This is a genomic window from Candidatus Zixiibacteriota bacterium (assembly GCA_019038695.1).
Taxonomy (GTDB): domain Bacteria; phylum Zixibacteria; class MSB-5A5; order GN15; family FEB-12; genus B120-G9.
In genome coordinates this window covers 255,148-277,972 of sequence record JAHOYZ010000007.1, presented here as the reverse complement: position 1 = coordinate 277,972, position 22,825 = coordinate 255,148, and the positions used below count along the sequence as shown (strand labels likewise).

General features: G+C 51.3%; 18 protein-coding genes. 14 read left to right on the top strand and 4 right to left on the bottom strand.

Going from position 1 to position 22,825, the window contains the following annotated elements; all coding sequences use genetic code 11:
- Window positions 1–57: 57 nt before the first annotated feature.
- Complete coding sequence (locus tag KOO62_03120; GenBank protein MBU8932979.1) at window positions 58–534, bottom strand: Rrf2 family transcriptional regulator; 477 nt, start codon at window positions 532–534, stop codon at window positions 58–60.
- Window positions 535–835: 301 nt separating this feature from the next.
- On the opposite strand from KOO62_03120, the gene KOO62_03115 reads away from it, so the two are divergent.
- From KOO62_03115 to nadA, 3 genes are read left to right on the top strand one after another with little or no spacing between them, the layout of a single operon-like run.
- Window positions 836–1,369, top strand: a complete 534-nt coding sequence (locus KOO62_03115; protein MBU8932978.1) for a hypothetical protein — start codon at window positions 836–838, stop codon at window positions 1,367–1,369.
- A gap of 11 nt (window positions 1,370–1,380) precedes the next feature.
- Window positions 1,381–2,829 carry a glutamate--tRNA ligase gene (gene gltX / locus KOO62_03110; GenBank protein MBU8932977.1) on the top strand — a complete coding sequence of 483 codons (1,449 nt, stop codon included), beginning with the start codon at window positions 1,381–1,383 and terminating at the stop codon, window positions 2,827–2,829.
- A 52-nt stretch (window positions 2,830–2,881) separates the two neighbouring features.
- Window positions 2,882–3,961, top strand: coding sequence for a quinolinate synthase NadA (gene nadA / locus KOO62_03105; GenBank protein ID MBU8932976.1), 1,080 nt, complete (start codon window positions 2,882–2,884; stop codon window positions 3,959–3,961).
- 66 nt (window positions 3,962–4,027) lie between these two features.
- Here the strand turns inward: nadA and KOO62_03100 are convergent, their stop codons facing one another.
- Window positions 4,028–4,753: a DNA alkylation repair protein gene (locus KOO62_03100; protein MBU8932975.1), complete on the bottom strand. Its 726-nt coding sequence runs from the start codon at window positions 4,751–4,753 to the stop codon at window positions 4,028–4,030.
- Window positions 4,754–4,764: 11 nt separating this feature from the next.
- Complete coding sequence (locus tag KOO62_03095) at window positions 4,765–5,910, bottom strand: hypothetical protein (protein MBU8932974.1); 1,146 nt, start codon at window positions 5,908–5,910, stop codon at window positions 4,765–4,767.
- A 59-nt stretch (window positions 5,911–5,969) separates the two neighbouring features.
- Here KOO62_03095 and KOO62_03090 point away from each other — a divergent pair, with 59 nt between their 5' ends.
- From KOO62_03090 to KOO62_03045, 10 genes are all read left to right on the top strand, one after another.
- Window positions 5,970–7,688, top strand: a complete 1,719-nt coding sequence (locus KOO62_03090; protein MBU8932973.1) for a hypothetical protein — start codon at window positions 5,970–5,972, stop codon at window positions 7,686–7,688.
- Between the two features lie 88 nt (window positions 7,689–7,776).
- Window positions 7,777–9,129 (top strand): SLBB domain-containing protein, encoded by a 1,353-nt coding sequence (locus KOO62_03085; protein ID MBU8932972.1) that lies wholly within the window; start codon window positions 7,777–7,779, stop codon window positions 9,127–9,129.
- Window positions 9,126–10,331, top strand: a complete 1,206-nt coding sequence (locus KOO62_03080) for a hypothetical protein (GenBank protein MBU8932971.1) — start codon at window positions 9,126–9,128, stop codon at window positions 10,329–10,331. Before KOO62_03085 ends, KOO62_03080 begins: the two co-directional genes overlap by 4 nt.
- Window positions 10,332–10,471: 140 nt before the next feature.
- Window positions 10,472–11,242: an N-acetyltransferase gene (locus KOO62_03075; protein MBU8932970.1), complete on the top strand. Its 771-nt coding sequence runs from the start codon at window positions 10,472–10,474 to the stop codon at window positions 11,240–11,242.
- A 10-nt stretch (window positions 11,243–11,252) separates the two neighbouring features.
- Window positions 11,253–12,359: a DegT/DnrJ/EryC1/StrS family aminotransferase gene (locus tag KOO62_03070; GenBank protein MBU8932969.1), complete on the top strand. Its 1,107-nt coding sequence runs from the start codon at window positions 11,253–11,255 to the stop codon at window positions 12,357–12,359.
- Window positions 12,360–12,401: 42 nt separating this feature from the next.
- On the top strand, window positions 12,402–13,481 hold the full coding sequence (gene wecB, locus KOO62_03065; GenBank protein MBU8932968.1) for a UDP-N-acetylglucosamine 2-epimerase (non-hydrolyzing): 1,080 nt from the start codon (window positions 12,402–12,404) through the stop codon (window positions 13,479–13,481).
- Between the two features lie 65 nt (window positions 13,482–13,546).
- Window positions 13,547–15,112 carry a polysaccharide biosynthesis C-terminal domain-containing protein gene (locus KOO62_03060; protein MBU8932967.1) on the top strand — a complete coding sequence of 522 codons (1,566 nt, stop codon included), beginning with the start codon at window positions 13,547–13,549 and terminating at the stop codon, window positions 15,110–15,112.
- Window positions 15,113–15,689: 577 nt separating this feature from the next.
- Window positions 15,690–17,261 carry a retroviral-like aspartic protease family protein gene (locus KOO62_03055; protein MBU8932966.1) on the top strand — a complete coding sequence of 524 codons (1,572 nt, stop codon included), beginning with the start codon at window positions 15,690–15,692 and terminating at the stop codon, window positions 17,259–17,261.
- Between the two features lie 519 nt (window positions 17,262–17,780).
- Entirely contained in the window at window positions 17,781–18,095 is a 315-nt protein-coding gene (locus KOO62_03050) for a cation transporter (protein ID MBU8932965.1), read from the top strand.
- Window positions 18,096–18,280: 185 nt separating this feature from the next.
- Window positions 18,281–19,243 carry a hypothetical protein gene (locus KOO62_03045; GenBank protein ID MBU8932964.1) on the top strand — a complete coding sequence of 321 codons (963 nt, stop codon included), beginning with the start codon at window positions 18,281–18,283 and terminating at the stop codon, window positions 19,241–19,243.
- A 112-nt stretch (window positions 19,244–19,355) separates the two neighbouring features.
- Here the strand turns inward: KOO62_03045 and KOO62_03040 are convergent, their stop codons facing one another.
- A complete protein-coding gene (locus KOO62_03040; GenBank protein MBU8932963.1) occupies window positions 19,356–21,962 on the bottom strand; it encodes a patatin-like phospholipase family protein in 2,607 nt (868 codons plus the stop codon).
- Between the two features lie 66 nt (window positions 21,963–22,028).
- Here KOO62_03040 and KOO62_03035 point away from each other — a divergent pair, with 66 nt between their 5' ends.
- The gene (locus KOO62_03035) at window positions 22,029–22,823 is read left to right on the top strand and encodes an RNA methyltransferase (protein ID MBU8932962.1); all 795 of its coding nucleotides are present in this window, start codon (window positions 22,029–22,031) and stop codon (window positions 22,821–22,823) included.
- Window positions 22,824–22,825: the final 2 nt, after the last annotated feature.

Genomic DNA, 22,825 nt, shown 5'->3' with positions numbered 1-22,825 from the left:
AGTCTATCCTTTATAGTCTATGTGACGCTAATAATCTACCGTTTCAACGAGCCAGGCCTAATCAGTTCCTTTTGCCAATGATTCAACCGAAATCGTAGTCTCGTCCGCACAGCAACTTGAATCTTGCTTGATCATACTCGCCAGAGTTGTCTGGCCTAGAGTTGTCGCAATCAAGCTGGCCAGACTATCCAGAACACCATGCACCGAGCACGACTCGACGTGAACACATTCGTCCCGTTGACCTGTGAATTTGGTGCAGTGGTCAGGATCAATCAGCGGACCACCCAAAGCGGTCAGGACATCCAGTAGTGTTATCTCCTCAAGGGCACGACTGATACCAAATCCCCCGCCTCGCCCGCGGACAGCTGTGACCAAACCGGCCTTGCGCAACACCGACATCAGCTTGGAGGCGTAAGGGACCGATAGCCCTTCCGAGGCAGCTATTTCCGAAATGGAAAGCTGTCCGTTGGGACCGGTGCGGGCGATTGCCAGCATACATCTCAGTCCGTATTCCTCAAGCGATGTAATTCTCATCCGTCAGTTGCTTTCTTTCTTAGTCCGCCTTCATCAGGGCGGGGCGCTACTATACAAAAAGAATACTATTTTGTAAAGTTATTTCGTATAACCCGGCAAAAAAGATTTTGTTCCCCGATTTAGTCCATTATCGCAATAAGTTCACAGTCACCAATAACTGTCTAATATGGTAGGCAACTCTGCCCTTTGATGCCGATCACAAGCATTGTCGGTAGTAATATTAACTTGAGTTTTGGGATCATCGGCCTATCTTCCGTGCAAAGTTGAAGTGAGCCGAATTTGGGAGTGGAGGGAAGAAATTATGAAGTTGGAACTAAGATCAATTAGCCTGTGGAGTTTCATCAAGATCTCGGTCTTCGTGAACCTGATTATTGGTTTCATCGGTGGGCTGATTTATGCCGTATTTCTCGGTATGTTCATGTCTCTCTTTGCAAATCTGGGTGGGCTGGGAATACCTGAGTTGGAAGATGCCGATATGCCCATCGGATTTCTGCTGATTGCGATGCCGATTATGATGTCGCTGGGCGCGGCGCTTTTTGGGACTATTTGGGGAATCGTTTGTGTTCTCACCTACAACCTGGTGACTATGCTCACCGGTGGCTTGGAGATCAATGTCAATGATGTCACAGTGGCAGAGCCACAAGTGGCCTCACCGCAAGTGGTCTCACCACAAGTGGCCTCACCACAAGTGGCCTCACCACGAGTGGTACCTTCTCCTCCAGCCACAGCGCCGACAACAAACAACATAGCCGATATAGCGCAAGAACAGCCTTCGGCTGTTAAGCCACCGAAGCCTTTAGACTTTGACGATGACAATCAGAACCCCTCAACATGAGATAGCTTCCTATGTCTGACACACCTGTAAGAGTTCGCATTGCCCCCTCCCCAACCGGCTACCTTCACGTCGGCGTCGGTCGCACGGCTGTTTTCAATTGGCTACTGGCCCGTCATACGGGCGGCACATATGTCATACGGATCGAAGACACCGACCAGAAACGCAACCGCCCGGAGCTGATCCAGCCTATTCTGGATGCTCTCAAGTGGATGGGGTTGGAGTCGGATGAACCCGAAGTGCGCCAATCAACACGCACTGATATACACAAGGAATACACAAAAAAGATTCTCGAATCCGGGCATGGCTATCGTTGTTTCTGTAGCCCTGAAGAACTCAAGGCGGCGAGAGAGAAAGCTCGGAAAGAAAAAGGTATCCAGAAATACGACAGGCGCTGCCTGCATCTTTCCGATGACGAAATTAAGAGTCGTGTGGATGCTGGCGATAAATTCGCAATTCGGATCAAAGTGCCCGACGGAGAGTCCAACTTCTCTGACTTGATCTGCGGCGATCTGACTCGTAACAACGAGGAGATTGAGGATTTCATTATCGCCCGCTCCGATGGCAGCGCCACTTACCAGTTGGCTGTGGTCGTGGATGATCACGACATGGGGATAACCCATGTGATTCGTGGCAACGACCACATCACCAATACGTACAAGCAAATCATGATCTACCACGCGCTTGGGTTTGATATTCCTGCCTTTGGTCATATTCCGATGATTCTCCGTCCCGACAAGCGTAAAGTCTCCAAACGGCTCGGCGACAAAGACGTGAACGAGTACTCCAGTGAGGGCATTCTACCCGAGGCGTTGTTCAACTATCTGTGTACGCTGGGTTGGTCCTCGAAACGGGATAACGAGATACTAAGCATTGATGAACTGGTCGAGATTTTCACAACCGATAATTTCAGTGCCGCGAATTCTATCTTTGATGAAGAGAAGCTCCTTGCGTTTAACAAGGAACACATCAAACGAAAAAGCGATCACGAGCTGGCCACAATGGTCGCTCCCATGCTGGTCGAGGCTGGCCTTACGTCAAAATACTGGCTGGAGACTCGCTGGGACTACCTTCGGTCTATCATGACAGCACTCAGGGAACGTGCGCATCGGATGGGTGATTTCATCACGATGAGCGGTTATTTCTTCTCGGCCGACTTCACCTACGACGATAAGGCAGCCAAGAAACATTTCAAGCCTGAGGCTGCGGATCGGCTTGAGGAATTAGCTGATCGTCTTGAGCAATTACCGGAGTTCTCACTAGAAAATGTCGAAAAGGTCCTGACTGAGTTGGCCGATGAACGAGAAGTCGGCCGCGCTAAATATATCCACCCTACCCGCCTGGCCGTCTCGGGAACTCCAGCTGGTCCGGGATTGTTTGACTTACTAGTGATTTTATCCAAACCGGTAGTACTGGAGAGAATGCGGAAAGCGGCAGAGCATATTCGCACCCTGAGTAATTAGAGTTTTGGAATTTACAAACAAACACACCCTGTGTGTGGAGAGAGAATAGATAGTGTATTATTCGTTGCCCCAGGAATATCGTGAAGCCAAACCGGACGAGATTCGGTCCCGGCTGCACGAAGTTAAGGATAAGCTGGGCAGCAAGCTACTTGTTCTTACCCACCATTACCAACGCATTGAGGTTGTCGAGTTTGGGGATCATCTGGGTGACAGCTATGGTCTTTCAAAGATCGCTGCGGACCAGAACGAAGTAGAAATCATCGCCTTTTGTGGCGTGCATTTTATGGCCGAGGCGGCTGACATTCTCACTTCTGACCGGCAGACAGTGTATCTACCCAATCCGTTAGCCGGTTGCCCGATGGCTGATATGGCGGACATGGCTGATGTTATGGAAGCCTGGGAATGTTTGCAGGAGTTCGGCGGGGCAGAAAAAATCACACCCATTTCATATATGAACACAACCGCCGCGCTAAAGGCTTTCACCGGTCGTAATGGCGGACTGATATGTACTTCGTCGAATGCCGATGCCGCTCTGAAGTGGGCGTTTGAACAACGCGAGAAAGTATTCTTTTTCCCCGATCAACACCTGGGCAGGAATACTGCTTTCAAGATGGGGTTTGGTCCCGATGAGATCATAACCTGGGATTTCACTCGTTCCAATGGGGGATTGACCGGTGATCAATTGACCGCCGCGAAAGTTATCCTGTGGAAAGGACATTGTCACGTTCATACGAATTTCCGTCCTGAGCATGTTAGCGAAGTCCGTGAGAAATATCCCGACGCGAAAGTGATAGTGCATCCTGAATGTGCCAATGAGGTTGTCCGTCTGACCGACGGAAGCGGCTCTACTTCGTATATTGTCAATTACTGCGAAGAAGCCCCCGCCGGGTCAACAATCGCCATTGGAACTGAGATAAATCTCATCAATCGGATGGCGCAGAAATATCCCGACAAGACAATTTTTGAACTCTCCGGCCAAACCTGTCCCGTCTGCGCTAATATGTACCGGACAACGCTTGGGGACCTGCTGTACACTCTCGAGCATCACGATGAATTAACACCAGTGCATGTGGACGAGCCGGATCGATCTGAGGCCCTCGTGGCGTTGGAGAAGATGCTCCAGATAGTGTAGTTCCATTATCAGATTGGCAAACAACCTGACCCGCTAAGCTGAGCACATGGGTAACACTTTACACTCTCACCCCTTCTTCATTGCCTTCTTGCGTATATCAGCCGGGAGTTTTTCAATCGCATATCGTAGGGCCGTGCGCGGCATCCGGTCTTTGTGTTTCATCACATACGCGAAAACTTCATCCGGGAACTCATGCGTCGCTTCCTTGAGCATCCAGCCATACCCCTTTTGAACAAGATCGTCGTCATCCATTAGCAAGATATCCGCAGTCGCAAACACCTCATTAAGTAGTTCCCGTTGTCGAACAGGTACGATGAGACTGACAGCCGAGGCACGGCGGAGCCATCGGTTTTTCGACCGCGTCCATTTCATCGTCCGGCGGACATCGTCGGGGAACTGGAGAACATGACAGCCAATAGCCCCGGTACAGAGGTGATCGCATGACCCCCAGTTGTCGACATATTTCTTCAGCCAGACCTCGAAGAGATTGATATCTTTGACGACGTAACCGTTCTTTACTTTCAATGCCCAGTCGAAGGCAAAGAACCGCATATATCGGTCACGAGTGGCCAATATCCCGTCACAAAGTTTCAGTACATCAGACACGGTAAGCGGTTTCACGTCTTTGAAGCAGCGATTGGAAATCTTCCTCAGAATTGGTGTCTTGAGACCTTCGGGGTCTTTGAGTTTCTCTTTGTGGAAGCGTTGGTAATTGGACCTGTTTTCAGGTTTGTCGTTCTCGGCGATTTGTCGTCTAAGTTCGTTTAAGATCGCGTTACAAGTTGGTTTCATAATACTCCCCCTTACATCAGTTCGCCCAGTTTGTATGCCTTGAGGAAAACAAACCAGGTCAGTGACAAGCCTGTGACGCCATAAAGCGGTAGGAGCCATTTTCTCCGTGTTTCAATCGCGAGGGCGATCATCACAAATAACGGGAAAACGACGATGATGTGGCGGTAGTAACAATCCGTCGTCCCTGCCGCCGGAGTGAACAGCAACACGCCAAACATATAAAGCTGCCATGACACCGGGATGATCCGACGATAGAAAACAGTCGTTGTCGCGATAACGAACACGAGCATAATGAAAACAGGATTATTTAGAGGCAGGTCAATCAATGACTGAACCACCGATACCAACGGAAAAATAGGTTCATGGCTGTAGTACGGTTTGGCTTGAAAATCAAAATAGAGCCAGAAATTGTCAAACTGCCACCAGTTGTACAAAAAGTAGGCCACCAGCGCCAATCCCACGGTGATGGTTGCGACACCAAGCGCTGGCCATCGGGCTGTCCACTTTCCCTGAGAGACCAGCCTATCGCTCGACTCGGCGGGGAAGTGACGATTGTCGAACCATTCCCGTAGCATCATTCGACCCAAAGGTAGCGCAATAATGATCCCGGACGGATATGTGATAGCAAGAAGTCCGGCCGGAATAGCAACGAGCAGATATCGTTTTTCCTCAAGTAACGAGAACACGACTGTCACTAGAAGCAGATACAAAGAATATGGAAAAGCAGTTGCGTAGTAAAACGAAGTTGGGAAAAGAAGCAGAGACAGGATTGACCACAGAGCCACCCGTTGTCCGTATTTCATCTTTACCAACCGATACAGGACGAGCAGAGCCAGCCAGAAACAGATCAATGACGTGATAATCATAACCCAGCGCATCTCAAGCCCCAGAGGAACCAATAACTTGCCCGCCATTGCAGCAGCTAACGGGTACAGTGGAAACCAACCAGCATTGCCGCAGATATACGATGGGTTCTCCGGGCAGGGGAACACTTCGTAGCCGTTATGCGCGATTGAAAAATAGTGTTGTCCATCCCATTGAATCAGAGTTCGGGCCAACGAGTTGTGTTTTCCCTCATCTGCGCCGAGCCCGATGACCACGGCAACGACAAATAGAACCCAACAGAGAGTAGGAATCAGGAAAGTTTTGCTTTTCAAGAATGAATATTTCACTAAGTTGCCACCATCGTTCATTTGAAGTCAAGTTAGCATCTGTTATGGACTTTAGAAAGCCAAAACTCCTATTCCCGATAGCCAGTCTTGTGCTGGCCCTTTACTATACTTTGCCAATGTTGCTGAACCTCCGCAATTGGGGGGGGCGCGACTGGGACCTGTTCACCTGTATAGCGGCCATTCCGGTCGGGTCGGTTCTTGATTATGGTCAGTTTCCGTTTTGGAATATGTATCTTGGAGGCGGTAACATCCTGTTCCACCACCCGGAAGTGGGTGTTCTGACTCCGTTTTTCCTGTTGTACTTGGTTTTTGGTGCCGTCATAGGACTCAAACTACAAGTCTTCATCTGCTACTTCCTCGGCTTCTGGGGGAGCCAGAGGCTCTTTAATAGACTCGGTATATCAACTCTTGTTTCAATAGTGTCATCGGTGGCCTATTTTGGGTCGGTTCATTTTGCGTTGCATTTCGCCGAGGGGCATATGCCGTTTACGCATTATGCTTTTCTTCCCTGGTTCTTGTTCTTCGTGTTCACGGCTGCCGAGAACCGTCTTAGCCTTTTGTGGGCAGGTGGTATACTGGCCCTGATGATTCTTGGCAATGGAGCGGCGGTGCCGTTGATGTACACCATAATGTTTTCGTTCATGCTGATCGGTCTGCGAGCCATTCAGGGCCGATCCATGATTGAACTTAAGAACCTCATCCTGGCCACTATTGCCGGTCTGGGGCTGGCGGCAGTCAAGCTGGTACCAATGATTGTCTACATGCTGCAGAATAAGTGGGCAGGCAATCCAGACGAGTCTATCCCGTTTCACTCGCTGGGGACAATTTTCTTTGGTCTCAAACATTCCATGTTCACACGCAACTTCCCAGAGCAGTTCTGGGCGTGGCATGAGTATGGCGCTTACCTTTCCCCGCTATTGGTAGGTGTGGCTGTCCTGTTGCTGATATGCCGTTTTCGCCTGGGTATTGTTTGGGCCATAGTGGCTGGTTTTTTCCTGCTTCTGGGAATGGGAGACTTTGGAGCTTTCTCACCCTGGTCTTTGCTGACTCAGTTGCCTGGTTTTTCTTCAACTCGTTGTACCGGCCGCGCGTTTCAGTTTGTGATTCTGAGCACGGCTGTATTGGGTGGTTTCGGATTCGACTGGTGGCGCCATCGATTCAAAGATATACGATTCAAGCGAGAGTCCAGAATCGCACTATGGCTTGCGATGAGTTTGGTTGTCGGTACAAATCTGGTCCTGGCCTGGCCGATACTTGATCGGGCGCACTCCTGGCCACCAAGGGAGGTTCATCGGTCTCCACAGTTTAAACAGGTGGTAGATGAAGATGCTTTGGCCTATGAGAATTTCCTCGCCAACAGAGGATCATTGATCACTCCCTGGCTGTCGGCATACCCTCCCAGTCGAGGATTGGTCGGCTCGGGCGATGTGGTTCATCCTGAGTTTGTCACAACAGGGAAGGTGCGCATGATCTCGCGGGAGTATACTCCCAACATCATTGTGTACGAGTTCGAAGGCATTGCTGCGGGGGAGATGATGATCGGGATGGGGTACGATCCGGGTTGGAGAGCATCCAATGGCCGTAACCTGTATGCTCGTGATGGACTGATCTGTTTCAACTTTGACACAGGTCGGCAGACCGTTGTATTGAACTACCGTCCGCCGTTTTTCTATGCCGGATGCGCTGTTTCACTGGTGACTCTTATTCTCTTGGCGACAATAGCAGTTAGACTTCCGCGTTCAAAATTCCAGTCGCAGTCCTGAAGCTCATTGCGGTTGACATTGCGACGATTTTGGGCTATTGTTGGCGACAAATCTGAAGGTGATACTTTTGATGGAGTTTTCTGGTAATTTGAGACTTGGATTTTCCCTGAGCATAGTTATTGCTCTACTAATAGTGTGTCCCTTGAGTATCGGGGCTGTAACACCTCTCTCAGGTGATAACGCCTCGATGGGACTGATCCGTTCAGGCCGGAATTATGATCGGCCGGTAAACCCTGACCGGTACCTCATCCGGCCCGGTGACGTTTTTGGCATAACCTTCATTAATGCCAATCTGAGCCCACTTCAGCTCGCTGTCGATCCCGAAGGTAACATCATCAATTCAACCCTGGCCATCCATGGCGTGTCAGGCAAGACGTTGACTCAAGTACGTATGATTCTGAAAGAAGAACTAACAGCTCTCTACAATGCCGACGAAGTGATTATTTCCATCGGTGAACCGATGAAAGTAGCTATTTCGGTGAGTGGAGCTGTACGCTACCCGGGGTTGCACACAGCCTGGTCATCGCAACGGGTATCGGAGATCATTGATTCGGCGGGGGGATTGACCTGGACTGGTTCGCAGAGATCTATCATCCTCTCCGGCGGACCGGAAGACATCCTGGTTGATCTTGATCGAGCCCGGTTCCTTGGCAATGTCGAGGCCAACCCGTGTTTGTATGCCGGGTACAGTATCTATGTCCCCAGCAAATCGACAAGTTGTGTTCAGGTTGTTGGTGAGTTGAATTTCCCCCGTGAAATTGAATTAATTCCGGGTGATGACCTGGATCTTCTCCTGACACTGGCCGGTGGTTTGCGCGCTAGTGGCGACCGTGCAGCAACGATGGTTATTCGCAATGCAGAGCAGCTGGATGCCGACAGTGTACAGCTTATCCCCGGCGATATTATCGTCGTTCCACCTTTGATTGATGCAACCGGGTCCGATGGGCTGATCGTCTTCGGTGCCGTAAACCAGCCCGGGCGGTACGCCCACACGACCGGCATCACTCTACCCGAACTTATCGAAACGGCTGGCGGTTTCACCACCGATGCGGCCTGGGGACATACTGTGCTATTCAGACAGGCCAAGACAGATGAACGTGGACGTTTGACGAAGCTACGATATCCCATATCCTGTTCCACGCCTGACCGCAAGGGGATGAGCGACATCGCCCTCCAACCAGCCGATTCGGTTTTTGTTCCTACCGCCATGGGCTATGTACGTGTTCGTGGAGCCGTTCATAATCCGGGCTATTACATGTTTGTGGAAGATGAGGATGCTCTGTTCTATGTGAGCGCGGCTGGCGGCTATCTGCCCAGCGCCGACAAGAGCCTGGTAGAGATACTGAATAACATCTCCAATGTTACAGAAACTCACCCTCCCAGGGTCATGGTCCAGGACAGTGACGAGATTGTGATCAGGATTCGCGAGGAACTACAATGAGCAGGACCGAGACCAGCAATTTCTGGTTATTCCTTGAACTGATGGCGCGAAGACGTACCTTAATCGTCGGGTTGGTTATGGTCTGTACTCTGATTGCTGTCGTGACATCGTTCCTGCTGCCCAAGTGGTACGAGGCTAAGGCGATGTTGCTTCCCCCCAAAGATCTGTCTTTCGCCAGTCCGGGACTCGGGTATCTGGCGGAGTTATCCTCGCTGACCAAGGGACTCGATTTGCCCGTGATGGTCACCCCCTCGGATGTGTACGCCCGAATGCTCAAGAGTAGATCTATAGCCTTCCGCATTATTGAGCAATTCGATTTGTTAGCTCGCTTCAAAGACGACAATCTGACCGAGGCGTATGAAACCCTGATGTATCGCGCTTCTTTCAAAGTCACTGGCGAAGGACTTCTCGAAGTGACCTACCTGGATCGCGATCCCCAGATGGCAGCCGATGTTACCAATGCCTTTGTAAATGAATTGGAGCGTGTCAACGAGGAGATCGTTACCGCCCGGATTCGTCAGAATCGCGTATTCATAGAGGATCGTCTTGAGGGCGTCAAAGCAACACTCGATTCTGCTCGACAGGATTTCGAGGAGTTCCAATTGACTCACAAAGCCATCGATTTCAGCCAGCAGACACGACTGGCAATCGAGCAGGCAATTGGCCTTAAGGTCCAACTGGCCGAGTTGGAGGTCAACCTGGAGCTAAGTGAAAGTAAATTGGGCAGTGACAACAGCGCCCTCCTGGAGCTTCAGCAGCGACGGAATACAATTAAGGAGCAGCTACAGTTATTGGAGCACAGCAACCCCGACAGCTCTTTTTTCTCACTTCCTATTTCATCAATACCGTCATTAAGGGGCAGGTACGAGGTCCTCTATAGCCGTGTGCAAGTAAACGAGTCGTTGTACCAGATACTTCTTGAGCAATACGAGCAGGTGAAGTTCCAGGAACAGGAGTATACTTCAACTCTTTCCGTGTTGGATTGGGCGACACCGCCCGAGATTAAGAGTCGCCCCAAGCGAACCCTCATAGTAGTCGCCACGTTCGTACTGTCCCTGCTGTTGGCGATCTTCCTGGGGGCTGCCGCCGAACACTTGTCGCGCATGAAGGACTCCAACCCGGAGAATTATCGTCGGATGGAGATGTTTGCCTCAGCTTATCTGAGTTGGCTGCCTGGAGTCAAGCGATCTGGTCGAACTTGACAGCCTTGAGCTGAGTATAACCTGAGATACGTTGCGGATCTTTGACTGACTTCCGAAGGCGGGGACGATCCGGAATCACGTTTGTCGAGGGAAACAAATGACGACCGGATGATTGAAATGATCCAAAGTCGGAGATACAGATGAGCAACAAGTCTACATCAATTATTTCAGCCACTGCCAGTCTCGGGTCCGAAACACGTCTGGGTGAGTTCTGTGTAGTGAGTGACAATGTCAGGATAGGTACTGGATCGGTGATAGGACACCATGTCACAATTTATGAGGGGACGGTAATCGGCGATAATGTCCGCATTGACGATGGTGCTGTGATCGGCAAACTACCCATGCGAGCGGCCAATTCGGCGGTTACGAAGGTACAAAATTTACCACCATGTACGATTGGCTCCAACGGTATTATTGGAACCGGGGTCGTGATTTATCGCGGGGCGGAAATTGGAGATAAGGTTCTGGTGGCCGATCTGGCTACCGTTCGGGAAAATGTCAAAGTCGGGTCGAGTACGATTGTCGGGCGCGGCGTGGCTATTGAGAACTACTGTACTATCGGTCGCTATGTCAAACTGGAGACGAACTGCTACATCACCGCCTACTCGGAAATCGAGGACCGCGCTTTTGTGGCTCCGTGCGTGGCAACGTCCAATGATAATTATCTCGGCCGTACCGAAGAGCGATTCAAACATTTCAAAGGCGTGGTAGTAAGAAAAGGGGCTCGGATTGGAGTCCACGCGACCATTCTGCCGGGTAAGGAAATCGGCGAGGACGCCCTGGTGGCGGCCTCCGCTCTGGTCAACAAAGACGCACCGGCGCGAAAAGTCGTAGCAGGAATTCCCGCCCGGGCAATCAAAGATGTACAGGAAGATCAGCTTCTGGAAAACCAGGGCTGGAAAGACGACTAAGGAGACGATGATGGCTGTTCCGTTACTCGATATTTCACGGCAGCACGAGCAAGTACGCTCGGAGCTTGAAGCGGCCGTTATGGCAGTTCTGGACCACGGCAAGTACATCCTTGGCCCCGAGGTTACCGACCTCGAGAAGAAAATAGCCTCGCTGTGTGACGTTGCCCACGGAATCGGCGTAGCTTCGGGTACCGATGCTCTGCTCTTGGCTCTGCGTGCCGCCGGTGTTCAACCGGGTGATGAAGTTATCACGACCGATTTTTCATTCTTCGCAACCGCCGGGGTAGTGGCCCGACTGGGGGCCAAACCGGTCTTCGTTGACATTGAACCTGACACCTACAACCTTGATCCCAATCTGATTGAAGCCGCAATCACCAAAAAAACTACCGCCATTTTGCCGGTTCATCTGTTCGGACAAGTAGCTGATATGGCCCCGATCATGGATATCGCCCGGAAGCATGACCTTAAGGTAATCGAAGATGCCGCTCAGGCTATTGGGGCTGAGTACGGGGGACAGAAAGCAGGTTCGATTGGCGACTATGGGTGTTTTTCATTCTATCCGTCAAAAAATCTCGGTGCCACTGGCGATGGCGGCATGATTGTGACCAATGATGACGACAATGGTGAGATGTGTAGGATTCTGCGTTTTCATGGAGCCAAACCAAAGTACTATCACAGACTCGTAGGTTACAACTCGCGGTTGGCAACCATTCAGGCGGCTGGTCTGCTGGTCAAACTCAAACACCTGCAACGTTGGTCGCAACAACGGACAGAGAATGCCAGGCGCTACGATACGGCCTTTGGCGATGTGGCCAATATCAAGACGCCGATTGTCAAAGATTACTCAACATTCCACATTTTCAATCAATATACCATTGCTGTTCCGAATCGAGATGAAGTCATAAACGGTTTACGCGAAGCCAATATCGGGTGCGACATATACTATCCGGTACCGTTCCATAGTCAGGAGTGTTTTGCACCACTCGGCTACGCGGCGGATGCCTTCCCGGTATCTAATAAGGCATCATCGGAAGTGCTATCGATTCCCATCTATTCGGAATTGACGACGGACGAGCAGGACGAAGTGATAGCAACCGTTATAAGGCTTGTCTCGTAGACATTCTGACATGGTGGCGTGGTTTTCCAGGTGATGAGACCAATGCGCAAAATCCTTTCGGTGGTTGGGGCGCGACCACAGTTTGTAAAGCTGGCGCCGCTGGTCCAGCCGTTAGCTAAACGATTCGAACATCTGATAATACACACCGGCCAGCATTTTGACGACGACATGTCGGCTGACTTCTTTCGTCGCCTGCACCTTCCCGAAGTACATTGCAACCTGGGAGTGCGTGGAGGATCGCACGGGGCTATGATCGGGCGAATGCTGATCCGTCTGGAGAAAGTGCTCGCTCAGCTACAGCCGGATCTGTTACTCGTATACGGTGATGCCAACTCCACACTGGCCGGCGCGCTGGCGGCTGCGAAACAGGCGATTCCGGTTGCACACATTGAGGCTGGGATGCGAGCCGATGGCCCTAATCTTCCCGAGGAAACCAATCGACGTCTGACCGATCAAGTGGCCGGGTTACTCTTCGGTGTGACCCATCAAGCGGTCAATAATCTTCATCGGGAGAAGTTGACTGGAAAGACAATTCTAAGCGGTGATCTGATGCTTGAATTGCTACACAGCCTGCGAGGTACGATACGCGACAACCGACACCTACTCAAAAAGCACGGGTTAGAAGCAGAACAGTATCTTTTACTTACTGTCCATCGGCCTTCATCCACCGATACCCGCGAATCACTGAACCAACTGGCAGGTATTCTTGAGAGTTTGACCGAGCCGGTGTTGTTTCCAGTGCATCCGCGGACCGACAAGATGCTCCGCAGGTTCAAACTCCTGACCCGGCTGAAGAGGATACCGCATCTGGTTTTGACTGGCCCGCTCCCATATCTCGATAACCTTACTGCCGCGCGTTTTGCCAGAGCTGTTCTGACAGACTCAGGTGGCCTTCAGAAGGAAGCGTTGGCGCTCGGTACCCCGGTGTTGACTCTGCGCAATGAGACCGAGTGGCTTGATACCCTCAAGCGAGGCAACACTCTGGTCGGACTTGAACGGGAACAGATTTTGGACTGTCTCGGCGCGCTTCCCAAAGTACCCCGTACCAGTTTCCGAATCAATAACCAGCGACCGTCACAGATAATCGTTCGAGAGATTGCACGCTTCCTTGAGGAAGGCTGAAATATGACGATGCTGGACAAATACTTGCTCTCCTGCCAATCCCGCATCAATCGCAGGGAGTCCCGATGAGCCCCCGGTTCGCCAGACAATCGCTACTGGCCGCCACCGTCATTACGGTGGGAACCAACGTCTTCGGACGAATCCTGGGGTATGCCCGCGAAGCAACGATCGCGGGGTATTTCGGAACAAGTTCGATCTTTGACATCTTTCTACTGGCCTTCACAATACCTGAGTTGTTGACGTTCGTAGCGTTTGCAGCCCTCCCTCCGGCTTTCATACCGCTCAAGAAAAAACTCGGTGGGGACGATGAGGAAGCCGGCCGCAGATTGTTTGTGGCCGGCACAGTGACTTTCACAGCTATATTCGGACTAGTCGCCGTGGCAATCTACGTGCTGAAGGCACCAATCATCAACCTGCTGGCTCCACGGCTGACCGGAGAAGATTGTGCAACTGCCTTGAGGTTAATGTCGATTCTGGCCTGGTTTGTGTTTTTCCGGGGTATGGAGGCATATTTCCGTGCCGTGCTCTTTGACCGCAAGCATTTTGTGGTACCGGCGTTTTCGCCTATGGTAGCCAATTTACTCGTTCTCGGAATTGTATTGTTCGGATATGATCAACTCAACATCGATGCCCTGGCCTACGGCTGGCTGGCCGCATCAATAGCCTTATTCGTGATCAATGGAGCCACTGCTTATCGCCTTGTGAATCCGAGTACCTCTTCCGGTGTGGATATGGGTATTGCAGGGAAGCTGATGAAATCAGTGCTGGCTGTGGCAGCGGTGGAGTGCATCGCTTTGGCCTATCCATTGGTCGATCGGTATCTCGCCGCCGCCTACCTGGGTGAGGGACAGATCGCAGCTCTCCGGTACGCGACTTTTCTGATCATGTTGCCCGTAGGAATGTTCGTGGTGTCGGCTGCTGCTGCTTCTTTCCCCTGGATATCTGATTTCAACTCGGACGCCAATGGCAAACGACTTCACGAAATGTTTGCCGGAGGATTGCGTCTGGTCATGTTTGTCATGGGTTTGATGGCGCTGAGTTTTTATCTGTTTCCGCTTGAGATTGTTCGCATTGCGTTTCAAAGAGGAGCCTTTGACTCCCAATCGCTGGTTCTAACGGCTGACCCCCTGAGATACTTCGCCCTCGGGATCTGCTTTTATTCAATGCTCTGGTTTCAGATGCGGTTTTACTATGCTCGTTCCAATCTTCTTCGGGTCGGCACAATTTTGTTTGTTGTTCTCGTGGTGAAGATACTGTTGAGCGTGTTTCTGATAGGACCAATGGAGCAAAACGGCCTGGCTCTGGCATCTTCGATAGCGTGGCTCGTCGGATTTATTATCATGACCATCGACTTGCAACGGCTAATGGGGTTTTCGCTAGGGAGGATGTTTGGGCTGGCCCTGGTGAAGATAATGGCCAGCCTGTTAGTAACAGCCTTACTGTGGTTCGGACTTATCGCACTCTGGCCCGGATCAATGTCGTGGCCCCTTCTACTTGTGGCTATCCGTTTGGCTCTGCTGGGAGGAGTGGGGGCAATAGTGTACATGTCGCTGGCCACGGTTATGAATCTACCGGAACCCAAAAAGCTGCTTGAATTAGTGCGTTCCAAACTCAAATTCAATTCCAGATAGGAAAACAATAGTCGACTTTATCGAGGGGAATGCCTTGCTCGTCAAACATACTCGAGGAAGTTGTCCAGTATTTCCTTGAATTGAGCCATACTGCATGTTACCGAGAAAACGTCTCGGTATCAAGGCATACAAACACCCCACCACATTGACTTTTGGGCTGTTTCGGCTTATACTGTTCAAGAGCAGGGTGGCAACGCGCCACCAACTGGGAATGATAGCTTACTCATGGTTGTTTGCCTGGAGGATTATGTGAATACTATCCCCTTTAACAGATTTCGCATTTGTAGGTCAGGACCCCTTGCGGTCCTGACAATCTAGATGGCGGAACCGCTAAGGGGTTTCTACAGGAAATCATGCCCAAACGAGTTTGAGCATGGCACCCGGCTGACCTAACCCATCTGGTTGCATACTTGTTCACTGGAGGTCCTGCTCCGGTGGCGTGCCCGTAGGAACTGCGAATAAAATTGAAAACAGGAACGGCCATCTCTTTTATAAGGGGTGGCCGTTTTGTGTTTGTGTTTTCCAGATGAAACCTGTTCCCTGAGCAGTAGAACCGAATTGAAAGGATGATCCTCCTATGTTCCGTTGTTTTGTACTAGCTTTATTCATCCTGATTAGCGCTGATGCATCAGCCACGAATCTCGACTCCCTGTTTATCAAATCAGTCGGGGGAAAAACGGCGTTTGATTCGCTACAACGGATATCTTCCTTTCGTGCCGAGGGGACAATCAATCTCAACGGTCAGGCCGGGCGATTTGTTGAGATATTTTCCGCGCCGGACCGGCTCTATCTTGAAGTTGCCATTGGCAGCGTCGTTCTAATTCAGGCTTATGACGGACACCAGGCCTGGCAACAGGACCACAACGGACGAGTCTCGGAGTTGACGGGATACGAGAAGGACGCCCTGCTATCCAATATCTATTTTGAGTCCTTCTCCTATCTTCTGAAGGACCGGATGAAGGGAACCTGCGAAGACCTCGGCGAGTTGGAATATGATGGCATGAAGTATCATCAGGTAGCTTTCTATCCACTCAACAACGACACCGTGCGGATTCTTTTTGATCCCGACGACGCCATGAGGCGCTACTCGTTCAGCAAACTGGATAACCTCAGGTCGATCTCCCAGATGGGTGACTATCGCTTTGTCGGCGGAGTTGCTGTACCACATTTTGTTCACACATCGTTTGAAGATATTCCGCTCTTCACATCGCTTGAGACCGACAGCATTACGCTGAACATCGAGATTGACCAATCGGTGTTCTCGATGCCGGCTCGTGCCGTCGCTGACTATTCCTTTGCCGATTCATCGGCATCGGTTAGAATCGGATTTGAGTATCGCCTCGGTCATATCTGGTTGCCTGCTACGATTAATGGCACAAAGAAGGTCTGGTTCATTCTCGACTCCGGCGCTTCAGCCAATATATTTCACACTGCAACCATTGCAGACCTGAACCTGCCTGTTGAGGGCAGTCTGCCGGTCGTAGGTATGGCGGGGTACGAAGAAGTGCAGTTGGTGCGGTCCGACTCCATCTCAATCGGGGCTCTTACTCTGTATGCCCAGGTCGCTGGTTCGATGGACCTCTCGGCCTTTGTCCGTTCAGTGCCCCATAAGCAGGAGCTGGGAGGTATGCTGGGCTATGATTTCCTCTCTCGCTTTCCGGTTCTGATTGACTATCGTGACTCATCGCTCACAGTCTTTGATCCACAGGCTTTTGAATTGCCACCGGGAGGAATCGCGGTGGATTTCAATCTGACTATGCTGGTTCCCTCTGTCACCGGAGAACTCAACGGTATCAAGGGGGAGTTCATTGTTGATCTGGGTAACGCTTTTGGTCTTATACTGCACCGCAACTTTGTGGACAAACATCATCTGGAAGAGGTGTTGGACGATGTTAAGACCAACCCGGTGGGTATGGGCGGCGTCGGGGGGGCGATTGGCAGCAAAACTGCCTTTGCGGCGACCTTCCGGTTTGGCGAGATTTCCCTACAGTCACTGCGTGTAATGTTACCCGAAGAGGGGCTGGGATTGGCTGGCTCGGAGGAGTTGGCCGGCAATATCGGCAACATGATTCTGGAGAATTTTCAAGTCCTGTTTGACTACGAGGGAAGACGGTTAGTATTCTATGAAAACGTTGATATTGCGAAGTAAATACCTTGATTTGTCTTCTGCCACTCCAGGTGGCCAGATTTTGAGACAGAAAGTAAAGGTATTTTATTCCCCAATGAAACCTTTGGGGACATTAGGGGTTAAAAAGGGAGAATTGATACAATAAGTCCATTTTTTTGTTACTGAACGCTCGAATTGGTTGACCAATCGAGCTGATTACACTATATTTGACAATTATATGAGAATCCGATATTTAAGTACCACAAAAGGAGAAACATCGTGAAGAAAGTATTAACCGTAGTTATCTGTGCCGCCATCTGTGTGGCCATCGGTAGCGTCGATATCCAGGCTGGTAAGGGCTGTGCGGCGAGCAAAGATGGCAAAGATACCAAAGCTGCCGGCTGCGCCGGTCACTCGAAAGCTGCTTGTGACGGTTCTCAGCTTGGCGCCGCCTGTGGTGTGCTGGGCAAATACTGTACTCCGGAAGAATGCGCCAAATGGGCCGAAACCTGCAAAAAGTACGATGGTAAGTGCGAGACTGTTGCTTTGACGGTTAAGGGCATGACCTGCGGCGGCTGCGAAAGCAGTGTCAGTGGAGCCCTCTCAGAAATTGAAGGCGTGATTGATGTTTTCAAGGTTTCGCATCAAGCCGGGGCAGCGGTGGTCTGTTACGATCCCGCCAAGCTGACCGACAAGAGCTTGCTGACCAGTGCTGTTACCAAGAAGGGTTTCAAAGCTGAGCTTTTTGTAGCCAACACTACTACCCAATCCAAGAAGGCCGCTACCTGCGCCAAGACTTGTACTCCCGCCCAGCAAAAGGCTTGTGGAGTTAAGACGGCGGATGCTTCCAAGGAAAAGGACTCCGGCACCAAATAGATCATTTCGATTGAGATGTCTATCATAGACAAAAGGCGGGAGGTTATCCTCCCGCCTTTGTTTTATCAGTTCGATTACCGAATAACGTACTTAATGGACGTCCCAAACCAGGGGAATGCCGATAGCAAGTATAGTGGCATCGCGACGGTCATTTGTGTATAATGGCCAAGAGTGAAACTCAAATTATGACCCTTTGTCGATACATATTCATTGGACTGCTGTTGATATACGGCGGTCATGTCCAGGCGGCCAAGTATGCCGGTGACGCTTTCTCACTCGGTGTGGGCGGACGAGGTTTAGCTCTTGGCGGGGCTGTTGTGGCCGGACCGTTTGATGGCACCTCAGCCTACTGGAACCCGGCCGGCATGAACCGACTGCAGGGGCGGCAGGTGGTGGCTATGCACGCCGAGACGTTTGGCTCTCTGCTGAACCATGATTACGTGGCGTACATCGACGCCCGATCAGAAGGCCGTTCAACAGTGCGAGCCTTTGGCTTCTACCTGTACTATTTGGGAGGCGGGGGAATTAAAATTACTCAGCTCAATGAGTTTGGGCGGCAATACGCTGTATCCGAAGAGTCGCACGGCGATTTCCTGTTGTCGGCGGCTCTGGCGGGCAGATTGGGACAACGACTCGATTTTGGCCTGACAGCCAAGATCATCTATCGAGACATCGGGACCGAATCCGGCAAGGGGCTAACACTGGATGCAGGCCTGTTGTACCAACTCACTCGACACACCGATCTGGGCTTGATGGTAACCGACATCAGCACCGGTTTCATCCGTTACTCAGGAGAGACATTCGATTCCGGTTCCCACACCGAGTCGATTTACCCAACGATCAAACCCGGCGTTGCACTGGCATTCTCCCGCTGGGATTTCACCGGCCGTTTCCTCTTCAGCGGGGATATCAAATTCGAAGGACTGAAGGAGTCGGCGCAGTACTCGTCAGGGTCGTTCTCGCTTGATACCCATTATGGCTGGGAGGTTGGCTACCGGGAGAAAGTTTTCGGACGGGCAGGATTTGATATCGGGCGTTTTACAGCCGGGGCCGGAGTTGATGTTGGCAAGGTTATCATTGACCTGGCTTATCTTCATCATGGCGATCTGGATGCTACCTTCCGCGTCAGCGCCGCCTATCGGTTCTAGCGTAGTAGGTCAAGCCGCCTGTCGGCTTGACATGTGAATCATTCTCCGCAGTCGTCAAGCAGCAAGCCGCTTGACCTACATGACTGAGACACCACTTTTTCATCAACCGGATCTAAAACTCGAACCCCACCCGGATGTAAATTCGGTCGAGGTCATCTTCCGTAGCGCCGTATCCAATTTCAGCAGGTCCGAGGGGGGTGTCGAGCGACAGGCACACTCCGAAAGCTCGTCGCAGATGGGAGAGCTTTATTTCGTCGGTGCTGCCATAGATATTACCCAGATCAAAGTAGCCACTGAGATAGAGCCAGAGCGGTAGCTTGATCCGAAGTTGCTGGCTGAGCAGGAACATCTTGTCGCCGCTGAGTTGGCCGCTGCGGTAACCATGAAACGACCGCAACCCCCCCATATAGAATCGTTCGGACATCGGTAACCCTGAGCGTGAAATCCCCACCCCAAGGCGTGGGTGGTAGTTCAGGTACTTCCCCAGCGGAAAATAGGCTTCGATTGACGTGAAGAAACGAGTATAGTCAACATCCCCCCCAAGTAGCCGTCCGGCAAACTGTAGTTCGAAAAAGTGCTTCTTGCCTCGGTGTGGAAAAGGAATGCGATCAAAGTTCTCGACCAGCGATTCGAGTTTGAAAATGCGCAGCCCCAGTTCTTCATCTATCTCCCTGTTTTCCTGGAAATAATCAATCTCTTCGATAACCAGAGCCATCGCTACTGTCCCCAAACGCGAAATCTGTCGCCCGATACGAAATTCCGTTCCAAGTTTGAGTTCCTGGTGCTTGCCGGTCAGCGAATCGTTGCCATCATAAAGATGACGATCAAGTTGCGTATGGTAAAAACGTATGGCTCCGGTCATGTAACTGGAAAAGATACGATCTGCCTTGAAATTCAAAAAGTAGTGTTGCCGATCCGGGGAGTATCGAGCGTGACCCAGCAGTTCCAGACCCACCCCACCGATGTTGTCATCCAGCAGTTCAATGAACTCCTCGGACTGGTATTCATCATCCCAGTGCCAACCAAGCCGCATCTGAAATGGCTTTTTCTCCCGGACAACGATTCTGACCACCGCCCCGCTATCCTCAGGGACAAGATCAGCAGACACCCGATAGAATAGATCGGTACCATAGATGTTGTTAATACCCTGAGCTGCCCGTCTCGTTGAATACGGCTCGCCTGCCTTCATCGGGAACAACGATCGAATGAACCATGCCTTGGTCCGGCCATGGCCGGCTATTTCGACCCTCCTGATAACAGCCTCATCAATTGTTGCCGCAGCAGAGTTCGAGACCGGATCCACATTAACACTACGAATGTCTGCCAGATCATACCCGTCTGCCCGGTAGCGATTCATCGCCGAGTGTAAAACACGATCCAGTCTCAAAGGAGTAAGCGCGGAATCAGTAAGCTCCATCTGCGAAACAAGTACGGAGTCACTGAAAACCTGATTGCCTACAAACGAGAACTTCACCCGCGCCGGGTCCAGGCATTCAAATCCGCTCAGCGACACACAAGTGTGCTTTCCAGTAGAGTTAGAGTCCGTGGAAATACCGACCTCAAGCTGGAAAAAGCCGAGTTCTTCCCGAAGGGACTTAAGGGCAGCCAGGAACTCCGGCCGGTTCAATTGTTGTTGCAGCAATATCGCTTCAATCTGCGCCCGATGGGGCGATAAGCCGGTGTCCAGACGAACTACACTGAAAGTGTAACGGGTGGTATCACGGCGTTGGCTGAGCAAACTCAGAATGCTATCGACGGCCATCAGACCAGCCTGATATCCTAACTCGATAATGCTGTCCTTAAGCCTGAAGTCGGTCGAGTGGATATTGTTCCCGACCGGTGTGATTACAAAATCGGCAGACGCCAGCCCCTGACGCAACACTCTTTTTGTCATGATTGAAGTCGCCTGGTTTACAATATCAACTGGAGTCGCGATTTCATCACGCTTAAGAAGGGGACTGGAAGTGTTGATCGCTATGGCCAGTACCGGCACATCACACAGAGACCGGGCTACGTTTACCGGCATGGGATTGACCATGCCACCGTCTACCAACAAACGACCATTGATCTCAACGCCCGTAAAGGCCAGGGGAAAAGCAAGAGTCGCCCGCATAGCATCGGCCAGCGAACCATGATCCAGGATGACTTCCTCACCAGTAATCATATCTGAACTGACAGTTGCGAACGGGATTGGCAGTTGTGAGAAATCGCCGCCCGATCGATAGGTAGCCCGAGTCGTCAAACGGGTTAGAATTTCGGTTAGCTTCTGCCCGGTAGTCAGCGCCTGGGGAATTATGGGGAGAAAACCGTCAAAGCGAAGGGTCAGTAAATCCCGTCCACGTCCGCGCCGTTTAGTCTGGAACATAGTCGAGCGATCCGGAGCATTGCCGAAGAGACCGTCGAAATCAAGATTATGTACGATAGATGTCAGTTGTTCAGCGGTGTAACCGGTAGCATACAGTCCACCCACTATCCCTCCCATGGAAGCGCCAGCGATAGCGGCGATACCAATGTCCTTCTCCTCGAGTGCGCGCAGTATGCCTATTGTGGCCAATCCACGCGCCCCCCCGCCCGAGAGAGCCAACACTACGCCCCGGGAGGGTTCTTCGCAAGAAGGAAACCGTTCCTCAAGTCCACCGACTACAAAACGTTCCTCCGCGCCTGCGGATACCGAAGCCAGTATCCAGGAACACAACAGTAGTAAAGCGACAGTTTTCACTTGCAAATCAAACCCGCCGAACGAATCATTGTTTTCGAAGGCGAAACTAAGTGAGGATAATAAACAATGCCGCTGTCCCAGACGGAATTAAAAAATCTACGAGCCTTGCTGACCAGGAAGGGACGACGCAAGCAGGGCGTCTTTCTGGCCGAGGGAGTTCGTCTTCTGGAAGAATCCTTGCGGCACCATTTTTATCCCCGCGCCATCTATTTTGCTCCGTCCCTGTTACCAAACCGAGGCAAGAGCCTCGTGGAACGCTTCGGTAGAAAACAGACCAAACTGGTACAGATCCCGGCGCGTCAACTGGAAGTTCTAACGGACACCAGAACCCCCCAGGGGCTGGTCGGTCTCTTTGACTTGCCGGCCCATGGACTCAATGAACTTTATACACCTAAAATGCGTAACATACTGGTGTGTGACAGTATTTCGGACCCCGGCAATCTTGGCACGCTGCTGCGTTCGGCCATGGCCTTTGACTTTGACCTTACAATATTGTGCGGTAGTTGTGTAGAGCCTTATTCTCCGAAAGTAGTCCGTTCGTCAATGGGCGCCATTTTTGGCTTACCGATTGCAAAAGTCGAAATGGACAAGCTGGAACAGTTTGTAAAACAGAGGAGCGGCACGGTTGTGGCGACTGGACTTGAAGGTCGAAGCTGGCGATCATGCTACCAGCAATTACGCGGAGCTCAGATACGGCTCATGGCTGTCGGTTCTGAGGCGGAAGGATTGTCAGATGAGATGCGATCTCTGGCCTCGGTGATCCTGCGTATCGGGCATTCTCGCCGCGTGGAGTCGCTTAACGCCGCAGTGGCGGGGTCTATAGTTATGAAACAAGTTTATGATAGCTTTGTGAGCGGGTAGAC